22 protein-coding genes and 1 tRNA gene are annotated in these 24,235 nt (G+C 53.7%); 6 read left to right on the top strand and 17 right to left on the bottom strand.

The annotated features are described in order from the left end of the window. The first annotated feature begins 76 nt into the window (after positions 1-76). Together phnD and phnE (B7364_RS03110) are read left to right on the top strand one after the other, a co-directional pair. Positions 77-1,099: a phosphate/phosphite/phosphonate ABC transporter substrate-binding protein gene (phnD, locus tag B7364_RS18080; protein ID WP_085338504.1), complete on the top strand. Its 1,023-nt coding sequence runs from the start codon at positions 77-79 to the stop codon at positions 1,097-1,099. After that, positions 1,096-1,926 carry a phosphonate ABC transporter, permease protein PhnE gene (gene phnE / locus B7364_RS03110; protein WP_232780787.1) on the top strand — a complete coding sequence of 277 codons (831 nt, stop codon included), beginning with the start codon at positions 1,096-1,098 and terminating at the stop codon, positions 1,924-1,926. Before phnD ends, phnE (B7364_RS03110) begins: the two co-directional genes overlap by 4 nt. A gap of 34 nt (positions 1,927-1,960) precedes the next feature. On the opposite strand, the gene B7364_RS03105 is transcribed toward phnE (B7364_RS03110), so the two are convergent. Both B7364_RS03105 and B7364_RS03100 read right to left on the bottom strand, forming a co-directional pair. Continuing rightward, a complete protein-coding gene (locus tag B7364_RS03105; RefSeq protein WP_085338486.1) occupies positions 1,961-2,638 on the bottom strand; it encodes a protein phosphatase CheZ in 678 nt (225 codons plus the stop codon). Between the two features lie 28 nt (positions 2,639-2,666). After that, positions 2,667-3,053, bottom strand: coding sequence for a response regulator (locus B7364_RS03100; RefSeq protein ID WP_085338485.1), 387 nt, complete (start codon positions 3,051-3,053; stop codon positions 2,667-2,669). 105 nt (positions 3,054-3,158) lie between these two features. On the opposite strand from B7364_RS03100, the gene B7364_RS03095 reads away from it, so the two are divergent. Together B7364_RS03095 and ribF are read left to right on the top strand one after the other, a co-directional pair. Further along, on the top strand, positions 3,159-3,593 hold the full coding sequence (locus tag B7364_RS03095) for a MaoC family dehydratase (RefSeq protein WP_085338484.1): 435 nt from the start codon (positions 3,159-3,161) through the stop codon (positions 3,591-3,593). Continuing rightward, positions 3,593-4,528: a riboflavin biosynthesis protein RibF gene (ribF, locus tag B7364_RS03090; protein ID WP_085338483.1), complete on the top strand. Its 936-nt coding sequence runs from the start codon at positions 3,593-3,595 to the stop codon at positions 4,526-4,528. The genes B7364_RS03095 and ribF overlap by 1 nt, the downstream gene beginning before the upstream one ends. Here the strand turns inward: ribF and B7364_RS03085 are convergent. From B7364_RS03085 to B7364_RS03065, 5 genes are all read right to left on the bottom strand, one after another. Further along, on the bottom strand, positions 4,525-4,890 hold the full coding sequence (locus tag B7364_RS03085) for a gamma-butyrobetaine hydroxylase-like domain-containing protein (protein ID WP_232780786.1): 366 nt from the start codon (positions 4,888-4,890) through the stop codon (positions 4,525-4,527). The two genes, ribF and B7364_RS03085, sit on opposite strands and share 4 nt — an antisense overlap. Further along, the gene (locus tag B7364_RS03080; RefSeq protein ID WP_085338481.1) at positions 4,880-5,092 is read right to left on the bottom strand and encodes a Trm112 family protein; all 213 of its coding nucleotides are present in this window, start codon (positions 5,090-5,092) and stop codon (positions 4,880-4,882) included. Before B7364_RS03080 ends, B7364_RS03085 begins: the two co-directional genes overlap by 11 nt. Further along, entirely contained in the window at positions 5,089-5,763 is a 675-nt protein-coding gene (locus B7364_RS03075) for an LON peptidase substrate-binding domain-containing protein (RefSeq protein ID WP_085338480.1), read from the bottom strand. The genes B7364_RS03080 and B7364_RS03075 overlap by 4 nt, the downstream gene beginning before the upstream one ends. Positions 5,764-5,795: 32 nt before the next feature. Continuing rightward, a complete protein-coding gene (trxA, locus tag B7364_RS03070) occupies positions 5,796-6,719 on the bottom strand; it encodes a thioredoxin (protein WP_085338502.1) in 924 nt (307 codons plus the stop codon). Positions 6,720-6,838: 119 nt separating this feature from the next. Continuing rightward, on the bottom strand, positions 6,839-7,378 hold the full coding sequence (locus B7364_RS03065; protein WP_085338479.1) for a prolyl-tRNA synthetase associated domain-containing protein: 540 nt from the start codon (positions 7,376-7,378) through the stop codon (positions 6,839-6,841). Positions 7,379-7,501: 123 nt separating this feature from the next. On the opposite strand from B7364_RS03065, the gene B7364_RS03060 reads away from it, so the two are divergent. Continuing rightward, positions 7,502-7,576, top strand: a tRNA-Gly gene (locus tag B7364_RS03060). Between the two features lie 493 nt (positions 7,577-8,069). Here B7364_RS03060 and B7364_RS03055 read toward each other — a convergent pair. The 4 genes from B7364_RS03055 to B7364_RS03040 form a co-directional block, all read right to left on the bottom strand. Continuing rightward, positions 8,070-10,223 carry a TonB-dependent receptor family protein gene (locus B7364_RS03055; protein WP_198534014.1) on the bottom strand — a complete coding sequence of 718 codons (2,154 nt, stop codon included), beginning with the start codon at positions 10,221-10,223 and terminating at the stop codon, positions 8,070-8,072. Further along, entirely contained in the window at positions 10,216-12,795 is a 2,580-nt protein-coding gene (locus B7364_RS03050) for a bifunctional YncE family protein/alkaline phosphatase family protein (RefSeq protein ID WP_085338477.1), read from the bottom strand. Before B7364_RS03050 ends, B7364_RS03055 begins: the two co-directional genes overlap by 8 nt. A 22-nt stretch (positions 12,796-12,817) precedes the next feature. Next, a complete protein-coding gene (locus tag B7364_RS03045) occupies positions 12,818-14,356 on the bottom strand; it encodes an alkaline phosphatase D family protein (RefSeq protein ID WP_085338476.1) in 1,539 nt (512 codons plus the stop codon). Between the two features lie 88 nt (positions 14,357-14,444). Beyond that, on the bottom strand, positions 14,445-16,781 hold the full coding sequence (locus B7364_RS03040; RefSeq protein WP_232780785.1) for a TonB-dependent receptor plug domain-containing protein: 2,337 nt from the start codon (positions 16,779-16,781) through the stop codon (positions 14,445-14,447). Positions 16,782-17,015: 234 nt separating this feature from the next. Between B7364_RS03040 and B7364_RS03035 the strand changes: the two genes are divergently transcribed. Further along, a complete protein-coding gene (locus B7364_RS03035; protein ID WP_085338475.1) occupies positions 17,016-17,786 on the top strand; it encodes an HAD-IIA family hydrolase in 771 nt (256 codons plus the stop codon). On the opposite strand, the gene B7364_RS03030 is transcribed toward B7364_RS03035, so the two are convergent. From B7364_RS03030 to B7364_RS03005, 6 genes are all read right to left on the bottom strand, one after another. Continuing rightward, positions 17,783-18,685, bottom strand: coding sequence for a MurR/RpiR family transcriptional regulator (locus B7364_RS03030; RefSeq protein WP_085338474.1), 903 nt, complete (start codon positions 18,683-18,685; stop codon positions 17,783-17,785). The two genes, B7364_RS03035 and B7364_RS03030, sit on opposite strands and share 4 nt — an antisense overlap. Positions 18,686-18,752: 67 nt before the next feature. Then, positions 18,753-19,763 (bottom strand): phosphonate ABC transporter, permease protein PhnE, encoded by a 1,011-nt coding sequence (phnE, locus tag B7364_RS03025; RefSeq protein ID WP_198534013.1) that lies wholly within the window; start codon positions 19,761-19,763, stop codon positions 18,753-18,755. Beyond that, positions 19,760-20,542 (bottom strand): phosphonate ABC transporter ATP-binding protein, encoded by a 783-nt coding sequence (phnC, locus tag B7364_RS03020; RefSeq protein WP_085338472.1) that lies wholly within the window; start codon positions 20,540-20,542, stop codon positions 19,760-19,762. Before phnC ends, phnE (B7364_RS03025) begins: the two co-directional genes overlap by 4 nt. Further along, a complete protein-coding gene (locus tag B7364_RS03015; protein ID WP_085338471.1) occupies positions 20,539-21,465 on the bottom strand; it encodes a phosphate/phosphite/phosphonate ABC transporter substrate-binding protein in 927 nt (308 codons plus the stop codon). The genes phnC and B7364_RS03015 overlap by 4 nt, the downstream gene beginning before the upstream one ends. Positions 21,466-21,830: 365 nt before the next feature. Next, entirely contained in the window at positions 21,831-22,190 is a 360-nt protein-coding gene (locus B7364_RS03010) for a hypothetical protein (RefSeq protein ID WP_085338470.1), read from the bottom strand. Positions 22,191-22,200: 10 nt separating this feature from the next. After that, a complete protein-coding gene (locus tag B7364_RS03005; protein ID WP_198534012.1) occupies positions 22,201-24,063 on the bottom strand; it encodes a hypothetical protein in 1,863 nt (620 codons plus the stop codon). Positions 24,064-24,235 lie beyond the last annotated feature (172 nt).

Here is a 24,235-nt window from a genome sequence, read left to right as displayed (position 1 = left end):
GCCCGTCCCCGAAGTGGTCAAAGTGGGTCATCGGAACCTTCTTGAGAAAACCGTACAATGGGGCTTGGCTTTGGCCATGGTCATTGGCGGCTCCTATGCCTTGTGGCAGCAAGCCAAGCCAAAGGTTGAGGCCGATATCATTTTCTCCATTCTCGCCACCGAGAATAGCCAGAACCTCGGGGCCCGCTGGAAGCCCTTATTGGCGGATATGGAAAAACAGACAGGCCTAACAATTAAGCCCTATTTCCAAACGGGTTACGCCCCCTTGGTCACCGCGATGCAATTTGGTCAAACCCAAGTGGGCTGGTTCTCGAACAAGCCCGGTTGGGAGGTTGTCAGCACCGGCGCTGCAGAAGTGTTCCTCCGCTCGTCCGACCCGTCAGGTGTGGACGGCTATAATTCGGTGGTGATCGTCAACAAGAAGTCCACTTTGACCATTGATCAATTATTGACCTGTGATCGAAGCAAGGACTTTGGTATGGGGGATGCAAGTTCGACATCCGGCACCTTAGCGCCGATGACCTATTTGTTTGCACCCCGCAACATCAACCCGTCCAATTGCTTTAAGGCCGTGCGTTCGGCCAATCATGAGGCCAATGTGCGATCGGTCGCGGCGGGCCTCTTGGATGCGGCAACCAATAATTCCACTTCTTTGCAAATCTTGGGCGTACAAGATCCAAAATTGATCAATGGGGTCAAAGTCATTTGGACATCACCAACTCTGCCCGAAGACCCCATCATTTGGCGCAAGGATTTGGACCCAGTTAAGAAGAAGAAAATCAAAGACTTCTTCTTGAATTACGGCAGGCAGGGCGACAAGGCACAACAAGATCGCGAACGGGCTATTCTCGCTTCGCTCAGCTTCGGTTTGTTCCAACCTGCCAATAATGATCATTTGCTGCCTGTCCGGCAGATGCAAGCAACTGAAGACCTGATGCAAGCCCAGCAATCGGGCGATGTCGGCAGAATTGCCAAGGCCAAAGAAGCCTTTGATGCCATCCAAGCAGAAGCGGAAGCCGCCAAAAGCCGTGCTCTACCCATGCTTCCGACAACCCCAACTGAAGGCTATGCCGTTGAAGGAAAGGCGGTCAAGAAATGAGTTCGACCCCAATGAAAGCCAGCGGTGCCGTTTCGCTGGGCCATGTGCCTGCACCGCCAACCCGCACCGCAGCCGACAAGCTCTATGACCTTTTGGTTTGGGGTGGGATTTTTCTGTTGTTGGTGATCAGTTTTGGCCCCGCAGAGATTTCCAAGGTGACCCGCCTCTTCACCAATTCGGAGAATATGCAGACCTTCACGACACGGCTGATCAATCCCGACTTCTCGGAATGGCGTGTTTATGTCCGAGAAATGTGGCTGACGGTGCAAGTCGCCATCTGGGGCACCTGCTTGGCCGTGATCATGGCCATTCCATTTGGCTTTATGTGCGCCTCGAATGTCGCCCCGTCTTGGCTTGTATGGCCGATGCGTCGCTTGATGGACTTCTTGCGCTCGGTGAATGAATTGGTGCTTGGCCTGATCTTCATTGTGGCCGTTGGCCTTGGCCCACTGGCCGGGGTCTTGGCAATCGCGCTGCATACGGCCGGGGTTTTAGCCAAATTGGTCTCTGAAGCCGTGGAATCGATCGACAGTCGCCCTGTTGAAGGCGTGCGCGCCACCGGGGCTGCAAAGCTGCATGAGATTATGTGGGGCGTCTTGCCGCAAGTTGCGCCACTATGGACGTCCTATGCGCTCTACCGCTTTGAATCCAATTCCCGTTCGGCCACTGTTTTGGGCCTGATCGGTGCAGGCGGCATTGGTATGAAGTTGATGGAAAGCATGAACAGCTTCCAGTACGAGCAGACGGCAGCCATCGGGATCATCATCGTGGTGGCCGTTACGTTGATCGACATGCTCAGCCAAGCCATGCGTTCCAGACTTCTGTAAACGCAGGCTTGGTTACCGCAGGAATAGATCAGATTTAGTCGAACAAAGCGTCCAAGTCGCTTTGATCCATCGATGTGCCTTCCGTACCGAAGAGGGCATCAATGTCGTCTTGGGCGACCTCTGGACCGTTGAGCGCAGGACCGTTGAGCAGGTTCTCGCGCTTGCGCTTGTCCTCTGCCGTCTCCTCAAGCTCGGCATCTTCAACGCCCATCACACTGGCGAAGCGCTCAAGACGCTGCTCGATATGGGCCAAGGTGTCGACCACCTTCTTGATCCGCTGACCGGTGATGTCTTGGAATGTGCAGGCCTCAAAGATCTCCATCATCTTTTCCGACACAAAGGCCTGATAAGCAGCGGGATCGCTGGTGTCTGCTGCCATCACATCTTCTGCAACAGCCATAATAAGATTGGTGGCTTCGGCCGTGTGTTGGACAACTGCGTGAAGCTCTGCACCGGCACCAGGAATACGATCTTCACTGAGATCGTTTGGACGCAGATTAGAAATCTCAAGCCGCGTGCGCTGAATATAGGATGAGATATAGCGCATCTCATCAAACAGGCTGCGATCGATTGAGCTGAAAAACATTTGCATGGCTTCGCTCATTTGCGACGCCAAGGTCAGCACTTCGCCCAAGCGAGGGTCTTTAAGGTCTGCGCCCTTTAGCGCTGTGATCGCGTCACGAACCTTGGTAGCAACTTCTGGTGACGGCATCGTCAGCCCCCCTTTTTACAAGCAATGCTTAGAAATCGCCCAGAACAGAAGCGATCTTAGCTTTCAGGGTTTGGGCATTGAACGGCTTGACGATATAATTGTTCACACCAGCCTTTTTCGCAGCAATCACGTTTTCCGTTTTAGATTCTGCGGTCACCATGATGAACGGGGTTGGCTTCAGGATTTCATCGGCACGAACTTCACGCAAAAGCTCATAGCCCGTCATCGGCTCCATGTTCCAGTCCGAGATTACGAGGCCATATTTGGTCTTCTTCATTTTCTCGAGAGCTTCGCGCCCATCAGCGGCTTCATCGACATTTTCAAAGCCAAGCTGCTTCAAAAGATTGCGAATGATGCGAACCATTGTCTGATAATCATCGACGACCAATACTGGCGCGTTCATATCCACTGCCATACGACTTCTCCTTTGGTGGCTTCGGCCACTCTCACCCCACGGTTGACAACCCTTTACCAGTTGAGCGCTAAAGAAGCGTGAATCACGTTCCAAAAAGGACATCAGATGCCAAATCCTGCAGCAGGCTTTTATTTCGAAGAATTGAGTGTAGGCCAGACAGCCGAATCTTCGCGCACAGTAACCGAAGCAGACATTCTTATGTTTGGGGCCGCCTCAGGCGATATGAACCCGGTTCATTTCGACTCTGAATTTGCCGCAACGACCCGGTTTGAGGAGCGGATCGCCCATGGCATGCTGACGGCCAGCCATGTCTCTGCCCTCATTGGTATGCGTCTACCAGGCCCCGGCTCGGTCTATGTAAGCCAAACTTTGCAATTTAAGCGACCGGTCAAAATCGGGGCCACCGTGACGAGCCGTGTCGAGATCACCCAACTCGACCCTGCGAAAGGCTTTGTCACCCTGTCGACAACCTGCTTGATCGCTGGCAAAGCAGTCCTGAGTGGTGAAGCTGTTGTGATGGTCGCAAAGCGCGAGGGCTAATGCTGAGTTTCAATACCCGGTCGCTCATTCCCACCGAAGCTCAAGGCGCAAGTGTCGCGCTGGGGGCATTTGATGGGTTGCATTTGGGCCATGTCGCTGTGCTGCGCGCAGCCCAAGAAGCGTGCCCGGAACGCCCACTCGCCGTAGCCGCCTTTGAACCACCTCCGAAATGTTTCTTTGCCGGACCCGACACCCCATCTTTCCGCCTCAACACGCCAAGGCTGCGGGCGGAGCGCGCCGCCGATGTGGGTGCCGAGATCATGTTCGAAATCCCATTTGATGCCAGTATAGCAAGTATGGCAGCGGAGGATTTCATTACCGACATTCTGGTTGCCAAGCTAAAGCCACGTCATGTCACAGTCGGTCATGATTTCCGCTTTGGCTGCGACCGACGCGGCGATGGGTCTATGGTGCAAGCCATGGGCGAGAAACTGGGCTTTGGCGTCCGCATTGTCGAACCCGTGCTGGACCACAGCGGGGTGCGCTATTCCTCAACCCGTGTGCGCGAGGCTTTAAAAGCCGGACATCTGGCCATGGTCACCGCTCTGCTCGGACGGCCTTGGCGGGTGGAAGGTGTTGTTCAACACGGCGAAAAGCGCGGTCGTACCATTGGCTTCCCAACCGCAAATTTCCATTTGGAAGACCAATTGGCCCCGCGCTTTGGTGTCTATGCTGTGCGGGTCAATCGTGTGGGCGATGAAGCTTGGTATAGCGGTGTTGCCAATTTTGGCCGCACACCCACAACCGGCCTGCGGCAGCCCTTATTTGAAGTCAATATCTTTGACTTTGAGGGCGATCTTTATGGCAGCCGCCTTGAAGTCGGCTTGCACGCCTTCCTGCGGCCAGAAATGAAGTTTGCTGGCTTGCCGGAACTGGTTGCGCAAATTGGACGTGACGCCGAAGAAGCGGCCCAAATTCTCTCAGTGGTCGCTTAGGCCCCTATCGCCCGGCGATAGTCGGCCATAAGCACATCCTGGTCGCGGCCGAGGCGATAGAGCCAATCCCATGTAAAAATGCCGCTGTCGTGGCCATCATCAAAAACAAGGCGGAGAGCATAGCGACCGACCTGTTCTGCCCGCTCGATGCCGACGTCCTGTTTGCCCATTACCCATTTTTTACCGGCGGCTGAATGGCCCTGGACCTCGGCAGAAGGACTCTCCACCCGCAAAAGCTCGTATGCGATATCGAAGCACGCCCCGTCGTCAAAACGGGCCTTGAGGCGCTTGGCGCCTGCCTGAAAGACCAGTTCCACAGGCCAAGGCCGGTCAGAACTGCCACCAGCCATCTCAGGCATCATTCAACTCACGCGCTTCGCCCGCCAACATGATCGGCACGCCATCGCGGATGGGATAGGCTAAGCGCGCCGCCTTGGACACCAATTCACTGCGATCTCGATCATAGGTCAAACGGGTACGCGTGACGGGGCAGACTAGGATTTCCAGCAAGCGGGGATCAATCTCACGTCCTTCCGTGGCAGTGCTTTTGGCGGCATCAGTCATTGCAGCGGTCTCTCCTCATCATCGGAATCGTCGTCACGGTCACCCTGATCCATGTCCAGTAAGGCAATCAATGCGTCGCGTCGATCCTCGATAGTTGGTGCTTCCAACAGGGCTTGTTTCTCAATCGGCACAAAGGGGCACAGCGCCGACAATGCATTCACCAGAGGCTCGGCTTGGGCTTGATCGATTGAACCCCAGTCCGCCTTGAGATTGTTGCGCTCGAGATAGGCGCGTAATGCATTCAAAAGGCCGGTTCGATCAAAACCGACCATCGAGCTGGGCGGCTTCAAATCATCAGCAAAGCTCTGCCAGTCCGCCGTCACTTGACGATAAGGCGTGGTGACTTGGTATTCACGGGCCACTTTAAATCGGCAGATCCCGGTCAGGGTTATCAAATACCGGCCATCGTCGGTTTCTGAAAAGGAAGTCAGCTTTCCAACACACCCAACCCGAGACAGACCAGGCTTTTCGGGGTCTCCCGTTCCATCCGGCTGGATCATCCCGATCAACCGATTCCCAGCCAAAGCGTCATCAATCATATTCAGGTAACGCGGCTCAAAAATATTCAGAGGCAATTGGCCGCGCGGGAACAAAAGCGCGCCGGTCAACGGAAACACAGGAATGGTTGCCGGAAGGTCTGATGGTTTGCGGTAGACATAGCCTGCCACCATAACTTTGCCCTCGTTCAAGCGCCGTTGCGGGATTAAGAAAACAGAATGGCCGACAGTTTACGCCGCCCTTGTCGCGTAACCTCGGCCATAGGGCCTGCGGCATCAAACACTTTCAACAATTGCTTGCGGGCCGCGTCTTCCTGCCAGGTGCGGTCGGTTTTGATAATAAAGAGCAAGTGCTCGACGGCACCTTCAAAGTCGCCTGCGGCAATGTGGGCTTTGGCCAATTCAAATCTGGCGGCCAAATCTTCTGGCGCATCGGCTAACGTCTCTGCCAAGGCAGCGGCATCGCCTGCCTCCGCCACATCCAGGATCAGATCGATCTGAGCTTGCACGCTGATAACATCACTGTCTTTGGCTTTAGCTTTGGGAATAGTCGCCAAAATCTCTTGGGCCTTTTCTAACTCCCCGCCCATGACATAAACGCGGGCGAGACCCGCCAAGGCCTTTGGGTTTTCTGGGTCTAGGCTGGCTGCTTGCGCATAGGATTGGGCAGCACCACCCAGATCTCCGAGGTCAAGACTTTCCTTTGCCGCGGCCAAGAGCTCGTCCACACCGGCAGGTTGTGCACCGACAAGTCGATCAACCAAAGCTTTGATTTGGCTCTCGGGTTGGGCTCCCATAAAGCCGTCAACGGGGCGGCCCTTATCAAAGGCAAAGACGGCTGGAATGGACTGAACGCGTAACTGACCTGCGATGGCAGGATGCTCATCAATATTGATTTTGACCAGACGAATTTTGCCATTCGCTGCGCGAACCACTTTCTCCAAGGTTGGCGTCAGCGTGCGGCAAGGGCCACACCAAGGGGCCCAGAAATCGACCAGGACCGGTGTTTCCATCGAAACATCGATCACGTCAGCCTTAAAGGTCTGGTCACTGCCATCCTTAATCAAGCCTGTTGGATCAGCTGTTGCGCCTGATTTGGGTTTTGAACTGCCTAAGCCAATAAGGGCCATGGATGTGTCCGTGCGGGGCCGCACGCTCCTCTCACATTGCGTTCGCGAAAAATCGTCTCACGTTTAGAAATGGGCTTACCCCTGTCAGGTTGCAAGCCGCTGCCTGTGTTTCGTAAAGCTCATGTCCAAGGTTTGGCCTGCGGTAAATCACCTGAAAAGTCACAGCGATACACCCGACCACCCCAGTTACGGATAAAGACCGCCAGATCCGCCTGCGAGATTGCGGTCGTGGCATCATTCTTCAGCGGGTGGAAATTGATCGGCTCGGCAGCCAAAAGGGCCTCATCCAGCACCAAAGTGACCCTTCGGCCCGGATCATTGATGAGAGCGAAAAGCGTCACAGAACCCGGTGTGACACCCAAGAGCTCCAACAGATGCTCTTCGCTTCCGAAGCTTAGGCGGGCGCAGCCAAGGGTCTTATGCAGCTGATTGAGACGGACTTGAGTCTGCCCCAAAGCACAGACAAGAAAAAATGCGCCATCTTTGTCCTTGAGAAATAGGTTTTTCGTATGCCCGCCTGGTAGGGCAGCCTTGATATCTGCCCCCTCTTCCACCGTGAAGACAGGGCGATGATCCAACGTATGATGCGCGATGCCTAAGTGGTCGAAAAGCTTGAAGAGATCAGCGCGGCTGGCGGGTTTTGAAGGCGTGTTCATCATGGCTCTGCTGTAACCTATCGCACCTAGCTGCATCAAGCACGGCTCACCCCCCTTGCACTTCAGTCAGCTCTAAGGCATATGCGCCGTCCTTACGGAGGACTTGTGCCTTCGGTACCCAAGGACGCGGGCGTAGCTCAGGGGTAGAGCGCCACCTTGCCAAGGTGGATGTCGTGAGTTCGAATCTCATCGCCCGCTCCATTTTTTCTCAATAAAATCAAAATTTTAGACGAAAAATGGCTTGGTAGCTGGACGAGCCAAGCAAGGCATTTTGGCCCGAAAAATGAGCCAGCTACCACCCAGCTACCACTTTTTTTAGCTGTATTTTGGATGAATTTTTTGCAGTTGTGTCTATCTGGAGCGCGCTGAGAGCCCGCTCACTCCACAAAAGTGTCTATTGCCTGCAATCAACTTGCGGATCGGATCGGCGGTCGACCGCTGTTTGCCAAATGAGTTCGCCCGAGATTGAGCCAGGAGGCATTGGCAAATTGCGTTCTGGCTGGTTTGAACATACAGAATCTATTTCAGAGCACCCCGCTCACGAGCGGCTTGTCTTGGAGTTTGCTTCAACGACTGTTTTGGTGTCTCACACCATATCGGTCAATTGACCATCGTTGTCTCATTCTCTAGCATCGGCAAATTGCCGAAACGGCCAAAGGATGAAGGTCGTCATTGTTTGTCGTGACCTCCGCCATCAAAGTCGCCTGCGAAACCCGATCAACACTTGGCGCGGAGGTCCTGCAAACATGCCGTCCGTGCGGGTCGTTAGATAGCGACGGTCGAGCACATTGTGGGCACTGAGATAGATGTCCCAATTCGCCCTGTCGGGCTGAAACGTCAGACCCAGATTGAGGATACTATAAGAAGGCACCAACCCGAGCGTGCCGTCGGCAGATTGGGCAATTGTATTGCGCGCATCCGAAAATTGTTCACCGACATAATGAACGCCAAGCGTGACACCAAGCCCATTTGTCCCTGCAAGGCCGACAGACAAGTCGCCAAGCCATTTAGGCGCATAAGGAATTCGGTTGCCCCGCACATTGGCTGCACCCTCCCCCACATTACTGTCGAATTCTGCCTTGGCCAAATAGGTTCCAGACAGGGTGATCCAAGGCTTCCAATTTGGGGACAAGCCTTCTGACCATTCATGCTTTAAGTAGAGTTCACCACCGGCATGGGTGGCCTCACCAGCATTGATTAGCGTCCCACTGGCCAACCCCAACAACGGCCCTGCGACGATCAGTTCCTTGAAATCCAGCAAGAATGCGGTCGCCTCGACTTGTGTTGCATCGCCACTACGGCGACGCATACCAAGCTCGTAATTTGTACTTTGCTCGGGACGGACCTGATTTGCTGGAGCCAGTGGATCAACGTCCCGGTCCGGGCGTGGTGGCGCGAAGCCCTTATGAACACCGGCAAATACAACAAAGGAATCATGTGGTTCCCAAGTTAACCCAAAGCCCGGAAGTGTGATATTCTGATGCGACGAGGCGCGAAGATTTCTCTCGAGGAAGTTGGCATAAACCGACGTATTGGTCGTCTGGATATCTTCGTTACGGATCCCTGCGCTAACGCTGAGACTTTTATGGTTCCAAGTTGTCTGAGCAAAAAGCGCCGTCGCATCTGTTTGGATCAAATTCAAATCACGTAACAACGTGCCTTGTGAGGTTTCACGTGCTGTCGGGGTTAGACCATTATATCGACGACGATCCGCATCTTCGTGATGCCAACGCGCGCCGACGATTGAGGTGATCTCTTGACCCCAGAGGGAAGACTGCATCGTCCAAGTGGTCTCAAGACCTGAAAAGGAAAACTTTCGAGGGCGCATTTTATTGCCGCATCGTGCTGCAAAATTCTCATAGTCGGTTCGCGCACTCCCCTCACAGCCTGTTGTTGGGTTGGCCGTCATTGTGTCCGTCGACGTGTCCGTCTGGCGATACGAAGCGCGGAATGTTTCGGCTGCATAGATCTGTGTGTGCGAATTAACATGAGCACCCCAACCGGCATCATAGACGAGCTGCATTGCCCGGCGGGTCAGATCGAAATGATCGTCTGCAAACGGGTTCGCATAAGGGTTTTGTGCATAGCGCGCAGCGTTGAGCCCCGCCTCGGTTAGTGCTGTATCTTCAACAAAATTGGTAAAGCGCGCCGTTAAGGTGCGGCGATCGCCGAGTTTAACAACCGCCTTAAGCGCGACATCTTTAAGCTGTGTTGAATGACCATCTCTGGTGCCGTCGCTTTGCTTCTGTAAAATGTTGAGCGTGGCGCCACCCTGTTCATTCCCCGCGCCAAGCATGAGGTGGCCAGACCCGAAATTCCGTGTGCCGGCTGCAACATCAATCTGACCTTCAAAGCCGTCGGCGACAGGTTTGGTGATGAAATTGATCATACCGCCCAAGCTTTGCGGGCCATACATAATCTCGCCCGATCCCTTGAGTACTTCGATACGCTCAATCCGTTCGAACGGTGGGACATAATGTGCGGAAGGCTCTGAATAGGGCGCAGGCTGTATCGGCATGCCATCTTCCATAAGCAGGGTGCGGGCCGATCGGCGCGGTGTCAGTCCACGCACGGAAATATTCAATTTGAGACCAAATAGATCTTCGCTAACAACCTGAATTCCAGGAACCCCCTGCAGCAAATCAGAGACAGATATGGGCTTTAGCCGAGCCAAATCGTCCGCCGATACTTCAAAAACCGACCCTGGCAGATTTGCTTTGTCTTTTAGAATGCTGCCAGAAACAATGATGGTCTCAACTTCTTGCGCCGCCGCTGGCGACACAAGAAGAAGCGGAAAGACTAGAGCGCAGGCGGTCCGGTTAAAGCAAACTTTGTTCGCTTCAGTCATCTTCATCTTCAAGCTGGAATGGGCTAAAGGTGGCGTTCTTTGATTTTGGATAGGGTGTCGACCAGCCTTTAATCTCATGCCAGACGATCCGGTTGAGTTCTGCCGTCGGCACAGCGTCGGGGACGGAGAAATTCATCTTTGCGGATGCTAATGCCCCGGCCTTTCGCGGACCTGTCAGAGCCATGGCCGGTGGATTGAGTTCAAGCAAATCTTGATTAGGGACAATTGCCGTGTGAGCTCGTAGGTCAGGTGTATCGGTAAAGCTAGCTCGCATGTCGTTGGCGATCAAATTGAACAAGGACATGCTTGGCAAACCAAGGATCAGCTCGATCGATTTCAGCATGCTTTGATGCGAATACATCGTCGAATCCACGTGGTTGCGCCGCGTATACGGACTGATTGCTAGTGCAACTGTTCGGTGGCCATCAACATGATCCACCCCATTTTGCGAATCGTCTTCAACAACGAAGATCGCCATCTTGGGCCAGAACTTGGATTTGCTGAGACCCTCGACAACTTGTCCTAAGGCAAGATCATTATCGGCAACCATCGCTTTGGGTGTATTCGCCCCAGGCTTTGTGCCACTGGTGTGGTCACTTGGCAGCAAAATGACGGTCAGATGCGGCATTGCATTGGTAGCTTCGTAATCTTTGAGCTTGTTTAGGAAAATCCGCGCACGAACCACATCTGGTACGTCCAAATCATAGGGCGGAAAATTGCGGACCAACGCCCTGTCCAGTGGCGGAATTGGTGACCGCGTGTTCCATAGATTTGCAAAGTTGTCGCCAGCTTGCCAGCGCGCGAACAAGCCCTGACGCGCGACAAGTTTATCTTCCAAAACGCTTGGGGCATACTCGCCAAAGACTGCGACGGACTTCCCTTTTGCAAGCACAGAGTCCCAAATAAAGCCGCCTGCAGAGTAGGCCAAAGGATCGCTACCATCAAATGGGTAGGAACGTCCTGAATAACCCGGCCATAAGGTGTAGCTGACTTCATTGCCTTGCGTGACCCATTGGTGGCCGCTGGCGCTATTGCCGCCGGTTGTATAAAAATTATCCAATACGACAAAGTCGCGCGCCAGGCGGCGTTGGTTGGGGGTCACATCCTCCCCGAACATCACAAAATTTGGTTCGCCATTGCCACGCTCTAGGTCACCAAAGATCTGATCATAAGTGCGATTTTCCTTGATGATGTACACCACGTGCTCAATCAAAGAAGGCTCGCCAGAGCGAACTGGAATCGCGCGGGGCGGCGCGTGTGGGTTGGGCTGGGGCACCACCGCGTCCCGATAGGCCATGCGATTGTTTTCTGAAACGGCTGCCGAATAACTGGCTAGCTGAGCCGCGTCCGGCATGGGAATTACATGAACACTGCCGCGGTTGGCGTGCACGAAGCGCTTTGTCGGCCCTTCATTTTGGCCCGAGCCAATGCCCAAAAGTGTTGCCACCACCATCTTGGTCTCATCGCCATTGAGGGCGACTGAAACCGGATACCATCCCGTTGGCACCAAGCCGCTAATGCGGTTTGCTTCGAGGTCATAAATCAGAACGGCATTAATGCCCCCGCAGGCGATGAACAATAACTTGCCTGCTCGGTCGAGCGTCATTCCTGAAGGCGCAATACCCTTCACGGCTTGCGCAAAGGGTTGCAACTTAATGGTTTGCGTGACCGCCCGCGTTCGAACATCAACGACGGAAATGGAATCATCATTGGTATTGGCCACATAGAGCAAGCCTTTGGCCCCATCCAAGGCAAGGCCGGTCGGGTGTCGTCCGACGGGGATATTGTCAGAGACGGTTCCCGAAGTTAGGTTGACGACGCTGATTGATCCTTGAAGCGCTATGCCCTGTGCATCGATCCGAACAAGATCGGCACCTGGCTTTAGGCCTGTTGGTGCACTGGGCAACCCGGCAGTTGCGGCTAGCCCACCCCAATTGGCGACATATGCAAGATTTCCGCCAGCAGCTACGGCCACAGGTGCAACACCCACGGTGACGGTCTTGCTCTGCCCAGATGCTAGATCCGTAATTGCCAGTCCATTATTGAAGGTCAAAGGCGTCAAAGCCTTGCCGTCATGCACAATCGGGGAGCCAACATTTTCAGTGCCAAGCTGGCTGCCAATCTTGGCAAGGCCCCCGGGGCTTGCTCCCGCATTAGGCCGCGCAATCACAACAGATCCGGGTTGACCTTGCTTGGCTTCAATATAGCTGACAATTGGAACGCCATCCTTGTCCAGTGCAATACCACGAATGCCGCCTACTCCTTTGAGGGCATGTTGAGAAATGGTCTTATTCTCAAGCCAGTTGAGCTGATACAAATGGCTGCGCGACAAGGCCCAAAGGGTCCCATCTTTTCCAAACGCAGCACCTTGGACGCGGCCTTTGAATACCGTCTGCGCGCCCGCAGGTGTGATCCCCTGGCGAGTGGTTATGACGCCGGGATCTTCAACGGCACGAACTGGCCGGTCGATCGATTGCGACTGCGCTTGAGACAAGGCCAGAAAATTAGAGGACACGAGAGACGTGGCTACCAGAAGGCTCGTAACTCGAGCTAGTTTTCGTTTATTCGCCATGACTGTGTCCTCCAATGGGCGATCAGAGATCGCGTGTTCGCATCTCAATTGCAGTGCTAGACTTTGATTTTGGATTGCTTGGCTGATCGACTGTTCGATAGGTCGCCGTCCAATTGTTGCGGTCAATTGTGGATCGAATGTAGCCGCGCTTGGACCCGTCGACGTAATCGACGTGGGGATTGTAAGACTTAGCGGCATCCAAAGCCCCGGCCCAAGGACAATGGGACGAAATCGAGGTCCCGCAGAAATTATGCCCGATCCGCTTTGAGCGCGGATCATAGGGCCTCTCATGGATGCGCATTGCGCTCGCGCTATGCCAGTCGCCACTCAAGACCACGGGATTAGCGATGCCATTGGCAAGGGCATCAATGATCCGCTGACGCTGCACGCCGTAACCATCCCATTGGTCCATATTCACGCGTGGAGCTTCCGGGGGTGCGTTATAGCGATAGGGTGCAAACCAAGTTTGCGAGGCCAACACATTGAATGGCGCATTGGACCGCTTCAGGGCATCAAACAGCCAAGCTTCTTGGGCTTGGCCTGTCATCGTCAAGCTCGGGTCATTCATCGCATCACAGGCTGCGTCACCTGGGAAGCCCTGCCCACATGGTTGGTCGGACCGAAACTGACGCGTGTCGAGCAGATGGACTTGTGCCGGCCCAAACCGGTATAGGCCAAACATTTGCAGGCTGGCCTCAAGCCCTTGGATCATGGGCGGCTTCTCGATCGGCATATGTTCATAATAGGCCTTCAATGCCGCGATTTTTCGGACTTTGAATTCTAGTGAAGTCTGTTGGTCTGGATCTTCCGGTATGTCTCCGGCCCAGTTATTGTCGATCTCGTGATCGTCCATGGCGACAATCCACGGCGCTGCAGCATGAGCTGCCTGTAGGTCGGGATCGGTCTTATAAAGCGCGTAGCGATTTCGGTAATCCCAAAGAGATTTAGTTTCTGGGCTATTGTGAAGCCGGACGGTTTCGAACGACAATTCCTTGCCGTCAACCAAACGCGTATTCATGCCTAGCCGACCAATACCGCCCTCATAAATATAGTCGCCAACATGGATGACACAGTCTGGCGTCCAAGCGGCCATGTCTGCAAAAGCTGCAAAGTAACCGCTCTCATAGGCGTTACAACTTGCTAAGGCGAGCTTTGCACTGGCGTCCATCGGGCTGGTTGTGCGCGTCCGCCCAATCGCGCTGGTTGCATCCCCGAACATGAATTGATAGAAAAACTCGCGCCCTGGCTGTAGGCCGTCTAACAAGACGTGAACACTGTGTGCATCCAAGTCAGAGGTTTCAAATTGCCCTTCGCGGAAGGTTTTTGTCATCTCCACGTCTAGGCAAACCTTGTAACGTACTAGCGCGCGGCCGACCGGCATGCCCCCACCTTTGAGTGGATCAGGAGCAAGACGTGTCCACAGGATAACACTATCTGGTTTCGGATTGCCGGAAGCGACTCCCAGAGTGAAGGGGTTGACGGTTGTGGCAGCAAGTACCTTTTGTGCACTTAGCAATGGCAGTGCACCTAGTGCCACGAGCGTGTTTCGACGAGTAAGCATCAATCACTCCAACAGAATTTCGACAAAGCTGGAATAGGCAAGCGAGTGGCCAGAGGCAGCACTTCTGCCTCTGGCCAATGTTGGATCTTTAGAATTTGGTCGCGTAGGTCACGTAGAAGCTGCGCGGTTTGCCTTCGAACGGATAGCCATAAAAGTAGCGATCGTCGGTGTTGGTGTATTCGCCACGGTTGAAAGCAGCACCGTAGAAGTTGTTTCCAAAACCCCAGCGCTCTGCGTAGTCTTCGTCCAAGAGGTTCACAACACGGAACATGAAGCGATGTTGCATGTTTTCACCGGCCAAATAGGTGATCGATGCATTCACCACGGTGTAATTACCAAAGTTCGTCCGGTAACGTGGTACACCCGTATCCGCCCCCTTGCCGTCCGGACCAGCGGCCTTGGTCGTCCCAGCAATCGCTGGACCGCCGGTCGACCACTCATCGCCCTGAATACGAGGCAACAGCTGAACCTTCAGGCGCTTGTCCTCGGAAGTCCAGTTGAGGGATGCGGTCGCAAACCACTCCGGGGTCTCATTGAGCTGTAGGCCGCGACGCGAACCAGAGCTAAGAGCTGAATCTTGGTTTGTATAGCCAACATTAAACGCCCATTGCTCGCCAATCTTTAGATCAACTTCAGCGGTCCAGCCTTGAATTTCATTCACGAAGTTGTTGTTGAAGAAGGTATCAACGGGGGTTTGAAGCCCAGTGATTGGGTTCGTCACAATTATTGGGCGGCCAGACGTTGTGGAAATTCGATTTGTGACTTCAGTCTTGAAACCACCAAGTTCCATAAACAAGACCGACTGGCCAAATTCGTGGGTGTAGCCAATGGCTGTATTGAAAGTCTCGGTTTCTTCGGGCAACAAATCGGGATTACCAATTGTGGTAAAGCCAGTGTCATTGACCGCCGTCGGTGGCCGCGGATTGTTGATGAACAATTCGTTGGTCTGCGGCAGGCTGTAAGACGTCCCGCCATTTGCGCGAACATAGAAATTGTCCATGAACGGATGTTTGATCCCGAATTTCCAGATGGTCTTGCTGTCAAACGCATCTGAGAAGTCCGTCCGGACGGCCAACGAAATGCCGGTCTTTGGGCTAAATGGCAGCGTAGGATGGACGTCAACAAAGACACCGGTTGTGGCGGTATCATTGTTGGGGACCGCAAAGCGGGCATCGGAGTCATCTTTATAACTGACATATTGAACGCCGCCGACAACCTCGAGGTACTCGTTAAACTTATAGGTCGCGCGGACCGTTCCACCAATCTCAACAAAGCCGCTCTTGAATTGGTTTGTTGTCCCAAAGCCATGCGCGAACGCAGGCTCAACAGCACCAGTCCAAGCACCACGGGGAACAGTACGTGTTCCGACCCCTGCTGCGGTAGCTTGGTTTGCGATCGGACAGCCAGCGGCAATACGGCACACAACTGGGTAAAGCTCTGCGTTCCAAAGCAAGGGGTTTGAGTAATAGGCTGAAGCTTCAATCAACAGCTTGTCGCCTGCTTTATGGGTCAGCGATGCGTCGATGATTGGGTAGCGCAGCGTATTTGGCGAATAAGACTCGCCAGATGGAAACGCATCTTGAAACCAGCTCTCGGTATAGATCGCATTTGCGCGGAATTCCGTGCTCTCATTGATTTTCCAAAGATACTTGACCCCGATGTTGTTCTTGTTCAGCGGATATTCTTGAATACCGCCAGACAAAGCAACGTTATCCGTGAACAGGTTCGGATCATAAATGCGCGGACCATCTGTCGCCAATAAGGAGCCATATACCATCAAGGAATGATTGCCTTCAGCATCGATTGGGAAGCTATAATTGCCCCAGAGCTCACGCGTGTTGAAAGCGCCATAGGAGACACCAAAGTCACCTTTAACGGTGCCATCAGGCTTTTTGGTCACGACGTTAACGACACCAATCCCACCATTGGAACCGAAATAAAGACTGTTGCCGCCGCGGAAAACTTCGATGTTCTCAACGATGTGATTGTCGATTGTGGTCGCGCCCCAAATGTTTTCGAGAACAGGTCCGCGATCATATAGAGGTACACCATCCAGCGTGACCAAAGTATCGCGGTCGCCGCCGCCGTCGAGACGAATGGTGTATTCGCCTTCATCGGGTGAGTAGCCTACGTTGACGCCCTTCACCAAAAATTGCACGGCTTCGGCGAAATTGATTGCGCCACTTTGCTCAATAGTCGCGCCGGAGATAACTTGCACGTCGGTGCCATAAATCGCGAGCTCTTGGGCGACATTGGTTGCTGGGGCGCGGTTGCGTTCAGCGGTGACGACAACCGTTTCGGTTGCGGGCTTCGGCGTATCAGAGGCTGTATTCACCTGCGCGAGAGCCATGCTCGGCAGTGCAGTCGACGCCAGCAGAACTGCCAACAAGCGTCCGTGAGCCTTGAAAACTGATTGATGCATCATTTGATCCCCTCTAATAACTGAGATGTTCTCAGTTCATGCACAAGTTCGCGTTGGCCGAGATCGTAACGATCTTAGCCCCAAGACAAGCGTTTTCAGTCTTTAGAGCTATAACCTATGCAGAAAGCGTGACGCTTGCACGAATTGTTTGTGAAAGGTTAATGAATATATTTCATTTCAAAACAGAACATGCTTGAACATAAGTCCACAAAGCGTTGATGGTGATGGAGAGCGAGTTTGAGCCAATTGATAGTAACAGCGGCCGGGATAGCCGACCGCAATCAAGCACGCACAATCCTTGAGGGTGGCAGCGGAATTTTGCTGGACTGGGACGGGTGTGTTTCAATTGGCGATGTTCCCCACGCCGACGGCCTAAAGTTTCTCTCTCGGTTTCAAGAGCGAATAGCCATTGTGTCCAATAGCTCGACGATCAGACCGCGCGATATCCATCGCATCCTCGCACAAGCAGGCGTCACCTTTCCGATCGACCGTATCATCTTAGCCGGTCATCAGGCCTTGGTTCGTGCCGCAGAAATAAAGCGACCTACTATTGTCTTTGGAAGTCTGCCCATGAAAGCCTTGGCACGAGATCTGGGTGTGGTCCAGGTGAAGTGTGACCCAGAAATAATTGTTCTGTTGCGCGACACACGATTTAATTATGAGAGCCTTCATCTGGGCGTAAATGCTTTGCTTAATGGCGCCCATTTGATTGTTTCAAATCCGGATCTGACCCATCCTGGCCATGCTGGTTCAGTTATACCCGAAACCGGTGCGCTCCTAGCCGCTTTTCAAGCTTGTGTCCCTGCACAGGCCTTCAAGATGGAAGTAATTGGCAAGCCAAGTGCTAAGCTGTTCGAGCAGGCATGCTTGGCCTTAGGCATTGATACAAGCCAAGCCGTTATGATTGGTGACAACCCGCAAACTGACATTATTGGCGCAAAGCAGCTCGATATGGCATCGATCCTGGTTAGACCAGGCTCCAGTCTGAGATTGGCTGATTTGTGTTAGAATCGCTTTAGTGACAAGACGTCAAATGTTTCGCGCAAGGTTTGGGTCGAGCGCTCATAATCCGCCAGCGCTAGCGCCGCGATCAATGTGTCGATCACACAGAGTTGGGCGATCCGGCTTGTCATGGCCTCAGTCCGGAAGAGCGTCTCGCGGGCCATTGTAAAGAGCGTCACATCGGCGAACGCCTGTATCGGAGACCTTCCGAAATTCGTCAGAACCACAGTTTTTGCTCCGGCCTCCTTGGCGAGTTGAGTTGCCACCACCGTTTCGCGCGTCGAGCCGGTATGAGAGATGGTCAAGACAGCTACGTCGGGCGTCGTGCGCGAGGCACTTATCGCTTGCACATGGCTATCTGTGACCGCCTTCGCATCCAGACCAATTCGGAGCATGCGATAATGTGCGTCCTCTGCGATGGGTGCCGAAGAACCAATCCCGTAAATCTCAATTCGCTTGGCCGAGCGCATCAGTTGGACAGCAGCTGCGATCGACTTTGGCTCCAAGGCAGACATGGAATCGCGCAAGGCTTGGATGCCGCCATGGAAAACCTTTCGGCAAACGGTCTCGATATCATCGCTGCGTTCAAGGTCTTCGTGAATATATTGAACGGGCTGCACCACCGCTTGGGCCAACGATAACTTAAGCTGTTGGAAGCCCGACAGGCCCAAGTTCTGGCAAAAGTTGACAACACTTCCTTGGCTTGCGCCAGTGGTTTCGGACAGTTCCGTAACGGACATTCCCATAACCCTTTGGGGTTGGGCCAAAATGAAGTCGGCAATCGTCTTGGACATCGGGCCCATTGTCTTATAGCTCAAGCGAATGCGCGCGATGATGTTCTCGACCAGAGCCTGATCTTGGTTACGCCCGCGCCCTTTCATGACAGTCTCGGTCGTTTCAGTCATGATTCACCTCAAACAATGACGCGATTTATCAAATGTCAGCTCATGTCGTGCCATGATTGAATAAATCTCACAATAGTTTTCGGCGTAATTTGACTGACAGTTGGTCGATAAGGAGCACCATAAGAAAGATGGCAATTAAAATGGTTGCCACATGCCCATAAGCATAAAGATCAAACCTTCCCTTTAGTTCCTGACCTATGCCACCTGCCCCTACGAGGCCAATAACCGTGGCCATGCGGATGTTTCGATCTAAGATATACAGCGTATAGGCCGTGAATTGAGGCATGACTTGGGGCAGCACAGCATAACGCGCGAGCTTCAATCGATTGGCACCCAGTGCTCGCAAGGCCTCTTGCGGCTTTGGGTCTGCATTCTCGCTATCGTCGGCAAAAAACTTGCCGAGAAAGCCAGCACCATGGAGACCTAACGCGATCACCCCCGCAATCGGCCCAAAACCATAGGCAACGACCAGGAACAAAGCGCTGACCAACTCGGGTACAGCGCGAAAGAAGCTGACAAAAGTACGCGCAGCCGCGACAACGATCCCATCACCCATGAGGTTCCGTGCGCCGAAGAAGCCGAGCGGGATAGAAATCAGCAAGGACAGAATTGTTCCCCACAAGGCGATTTGAAGCGTTTCGATCAACTTTCCCAGAACCGTAACAACATAGCCATAAGGCACTACAAGCTCGGAAGCGGATTGGGTGGTCTTAACATACTTACCGGTGGAAGGATCATGCGACTGGGTAGTACTCTTTCGATGCTCAACCCGACTAAAAGGCGGCAAGCGATCGGCTCGAAAATGCTCGATCTGGGCAATTGGGGTGCGCGTCTCAAGCTGTAGGGGCCATAGAGATCGGGCTATCTGCCCAAATCCATTGGCCACTTGCGAGTCGCCCTTGCCGGTAACGCCGACCCCGATTGCTTGCCCGGTTAAAGCCAATGCGCGATCCATCTGTGTTGCTTTGCCAGACCAAGCAAGCACCAATATGGCGAGCAAGGCCCAAACTAGAAGCTTTCCAGTCAACAATGGCCGAAACACCCAAGAACTGGCTTTGGCCGGATTAGTCTGCATCATGATGGGATGGCCTTGTCATGTTCGAGTGCCTTAGAGCCGTAGATTTGCGCCACTTTTTCCTCAGTCAGATCCTGAGGCGCACCATCAAACACAACCCGGCCTTGATCGAGGGCGATGATGCGATCCGCGAAAGCCTTGGCGAGGTCCACTTGATGAAGACTGCACAACACCGTGGCCCCTACTGTCGCAGCTTGCCGGGCGATCAATGACAATATCTCGTGGCTTAACTTAGGGTCCAAACTGGCAATGGGTTCATCGGCCAGTATCAAAGGCGGCGATAACATGAACGCCCGCGCGATCCCGACACGCTGTTGTTGGCCGCCGGATAGTTCAGACACACGCCGATTCAACTGGCTGGGTTCCAAGCCAGCACTTTGCAATAAGGACGCGACCCGCTCTTGGAGCTTCCGTGGAAACCAACCCAGAATAGCGCGCCAAGTAGATGTTTCTGGCAGGGCACCAGCTAGAACATTGTTGGCAACAGTATCGCGATTTACTAGGCCAAAGTGCTGATGGACCGTGCCAATTCCGCGTCGTAAGTCCTTGAGGGTAGTTGGAAGAACTTCCACATCATTGATATAGATGTGGCCATCACTGGGTGTTTCGAGGCCGTTGATACAGCGTAATAGGGTGGACTTGCCTGAACCAGAAGGCCCCAACAACACGCAAAACGTCCCAGCTTCTATGTGCAAGCTGACCGAACTTAATGCCTGTGTGCCGTCTGGGAACGCTTTTGACAGATTGTCAAAAATTACCCGAGCACCCCCGTCTGACCTCACGGCTTTGACGCCTTGTGCATGACCGCGGTTTTGAGTTCTGGCGTAACTTGTTCCATCATGTCAGACAGAGGTTTGAAGTGATCTGCGCTGAACGCCGTGTCATAGCGGTCAACTCGCTTCCCGCCATATCCAACCAGCATGTCAGGCGTCACGCCCGGCGCGGTAGCAAGGCCATCGACAGCGGCCTTCAGCTTGGCCTTGAGCGCGGGGGCCAGCGACGACCGCATCACGATCGGTGGATTGGGCAAAGCCATGCTGCGGGCGATGAGATGGACCTTTGTCGGATCGACAACGCCTTGATTAACTGCCTTATCGAATGAGACGAGTGACAATGCCGCAACATCAACTTGGCCTTGGTTAAGCGCTGCGATTGCATTCGCATGACTTCCAACGAGCTTAATGGCAGCAAGGTCTTGGACGGGATCAATCTTTGCCTGAATTAGCATGGCTACTGGGACGATAAAGGAAGATGCCGAATTAATGTCGCCAAACGCGACATTCTTCCCCTTCACATCAGCAAGGGATTTTAGACCTTGGCTACTTCGTCCAAACAAACCGGCATAATATTCTGACTTGCCATTTTCGACCCCAACCGCAAGCAAGTCCGCGCAACCGCGCTGGTGAGCTTGAATATAGGCTGCAGGACCCACGAAAGCGATGTCTGCAGATCCGCTGCACAAGGCTTCAACCACAGCATTATAAGACTGGCCCACACGCAATTCAAATTTGAGCTTACTTGTTTGGCTAAGCGCGTCAAAGACGGGCTTAAAGTCCGCTTTAGTGCCATCTTCTGTGCCACCATCCGCCGGAATGAGGATGACTTGTAACGCTTGGGTGGAGGCATCCTTCGCGGCTTGTTCATCAGATTGCTGCGAACACGCAGCCAAGGCCAACAAACTGATCGTCAGATAGAGCCACTTCATTTCCCGCCCCCTAGCCTACAGGGAACGATAGGCCAACCGCGTGACACTATAATGAATATTTATCAACCAAAACTGATTTTGGCTTAGAATTTATTCAACGAGACTCTTGAGTGGGATCTTGACCGTGGCGTGCCCCTCGGTTTCGGTCCAAGGTAAACCAGAGTTTTCCAGTTATCTGACCCTTTGCTAGGTCAACAGTCATCCAGCCCTTACAAATCAAGCCAGAACTACTTTGCAAGCTTGATCTGATCAAATTGCTGCAGGCTTTCCCGTTCATGAATGTCCGCTTTCAAGCAACCGCCAACCCACCCTAAACGGCAACCCTTGGCGTGAAGAAGACCCAACAGCCACCGATAATTGCCGCCTCACCCCCGCACCCCACGCGCCACCTCATCAAGAAACGCATCAAACAGCGCCTCAGCCTGATCGTCGTCATCCTCACGCTCAAGAGGTCCTGTGTAGGTGAACCAGATGCGTACGAACGCGAGGAGGGTTTCGCGTAGGATGGCCATGTCCCGCCCCCTCGCCAGATCGCGCTGATCCAGCCGATCGAGGCGGGCCTTGATGGTATCGGCGATTGCGTCAGCACGGTCTTGGATGAGGACGCGTTTTAACGCATCGTTGGCGGCGCGTGAGAGGGTGAGACCGCGCAGCTTGGCCTCGTGATCAAGTGCGCGGGCAGTGGTGTCATCAAGATGGAGGGTAAGTTGCTTGCGCGTGGTCATAAGTATGCCCTCAGATCAGACGATGTTGGGAGGGTGACGTGCCGCCGGTCCGTTTGGCCAGCGCACGCTTTAGACGCGCCGTCCCAGAGGCCAGATCATCCTTGGTCACCAGCGGCTTGGACTTTGATGCTTTGGTTGGCGCGTCCCGGCTAACAGCGACAGGCACTATCTCCTGTCGCTTTGTCACCTTCTGCTTGGGTATCTTCACCACCACTTGCTTGGGCAGACTTGCTCCTATTGGATAGGAGACCGCAGCTTCACTCCAAGGCTCTGGCCGCTGAATCTTGTCGGTCGGCATATAAGCTGCCATGCGAACCATCGAGGGATCCGCCGGATGCAAGCGAACCGGCAGACGCCCAGTCTCAGCAATGAGGATCTCTCCACTACGAACATGCCTTACCCCTTCGCTTGAGATTGCGCGATTATCGACCACTTCAATGAAACTCATGTAGTCGGGCTCAGTCATGATGACTGTGTCGAAGACCGAGCACATGGGCTCTTGGAGACCAAGCTTGAAGGCAGCTCTTATGTCTCTGGTTGATCTTGAATGCACGAGAAAGGAGACCCCGCTGCGCTTGAGGTCGGCATGTACCGCCGTGATCATCCGAGAGAGCTCTTCTGGCATGTCAGGCTCAAGGGCGACGAGTACGGGACGATTGCCAGAAGTGAGGGCCTCGCGGAACAAGATGCGGAGCTGCGTGATCGCATGCATGAGCGGCAGGCTCACCGGATCAAAGTCATCACGCGCGTTCTTAGCTCTCATCTCGATGGAGAGAACGCGAGGGCCATACTCACAGATGTTGGCCAAGGTCGGCAGAGGTGCCCAGCCCAGATAATAGCTCCAGCCTTTCTGGGTCGCCCACAAGCGCTCTGGTATCATGGCCAAGTCCTCAGCCACTTGCTCCTGCGCTTGTGCCCAATAGTCGAGAAGGCCAGACACCTGATCATAGGCCTCTGGCTTCAAGATTTCCGTCGCTTCAAGCCAACCGTGCAAACGCGCATAAAGCTGATCAGGACTGGGAAGCTTTTCCATCACCCCGGCAAAGGTTCGATCAGCAGGGCGAAGCGTCTCAAGGCCGTGAACCAGAAGGGCTGTGGCCAAGACACGTTGACGCTCATTGAAGCCACAAGGCGAGAGCATCGCCCACACATCTCCCCACGCAAGGACCCCTGTGCGGACTTGCCGCAAGGGATCAAGTGGGAAGTTGGCGATAGCCCCTTCAGCCACACGCAAAATCTCCCGGTCATCAATCAACTCGCCAAAGAGACGGTCCTTACCAAAGCGCAGAATTGCCCCATCAAAGCTTTTAAGTGCTGCTTGGAACGCGCCAGTGGCCTCAGGGCCGGCGCCAACGATTAGTATATCCGTAGACGGACGAAGCCTGACAAGGTCTGGCACCTTCTGCCAAGGCAAGCCCTTAGCATGGCCCACAATGACCCCCGAGGACCCAGCCTGATCGAGCAAATGTCCGCCATATGCAAAGCGGTCACCCTTGGCAGGCCGCTTGGGCGGAAGCCCCGCGTAGAGAAGGGCAAGCCCTATGCCCGCCAGTGTCAGGATCACGCCACATAGGCGCATCAACCAGAGCCAACCCCCGGTACGCCCATCCGGTGTAAAGACATAGGCGATGCCCGCCCAAGGTGCCCGAAACTCTATGCCCAGAAGGTTCAGCCACACAGGCCCTAATTCCTCATGCGGAACTCTTCCCGGCCAAGCTGCAAAAAGTGTGAGGAACTCAAGCCAGACGAGCATCACAGCGCCGGATTTGAGCAACCAGACAGGTTTTTTATCCCAGTCTGAGTTGTCGCCATGTAGAAATTGCAGCCAGAAACTTCTACACACAGATTGTATTGTAGTATAGTGCTTTGTCATAGCTTGTATCCATTAGTATTGATGATCCAGTAAAGCACGAATATTTGAATACAGCAAGATAAAGAGCAAGTTTTCACTTGCTCAAGGGCCTGTATGTGCTATGTTTTATGGAAGTTGTTGGTGGCAAGTCACAAGTCGTCCGTAAGTCACATGGCGTGACAACGCATGGTCA

This window comes from Aquidulcibacter paucihalophilus, from assembly GCF_002105465.1.
GTDB lineage: Bacteria > Pseudomonadota > Alphaproteobacteria > Caulobacterales > Aquidulcibacteraceae > Aquidulcibacter > Aquidulcibacter paucihalophilus.
The sequence above is the reverse complement of the archived record's forward strand: the minus strand, read 5'-3'. Positions and strand labels throughout refer to the sequence as shown.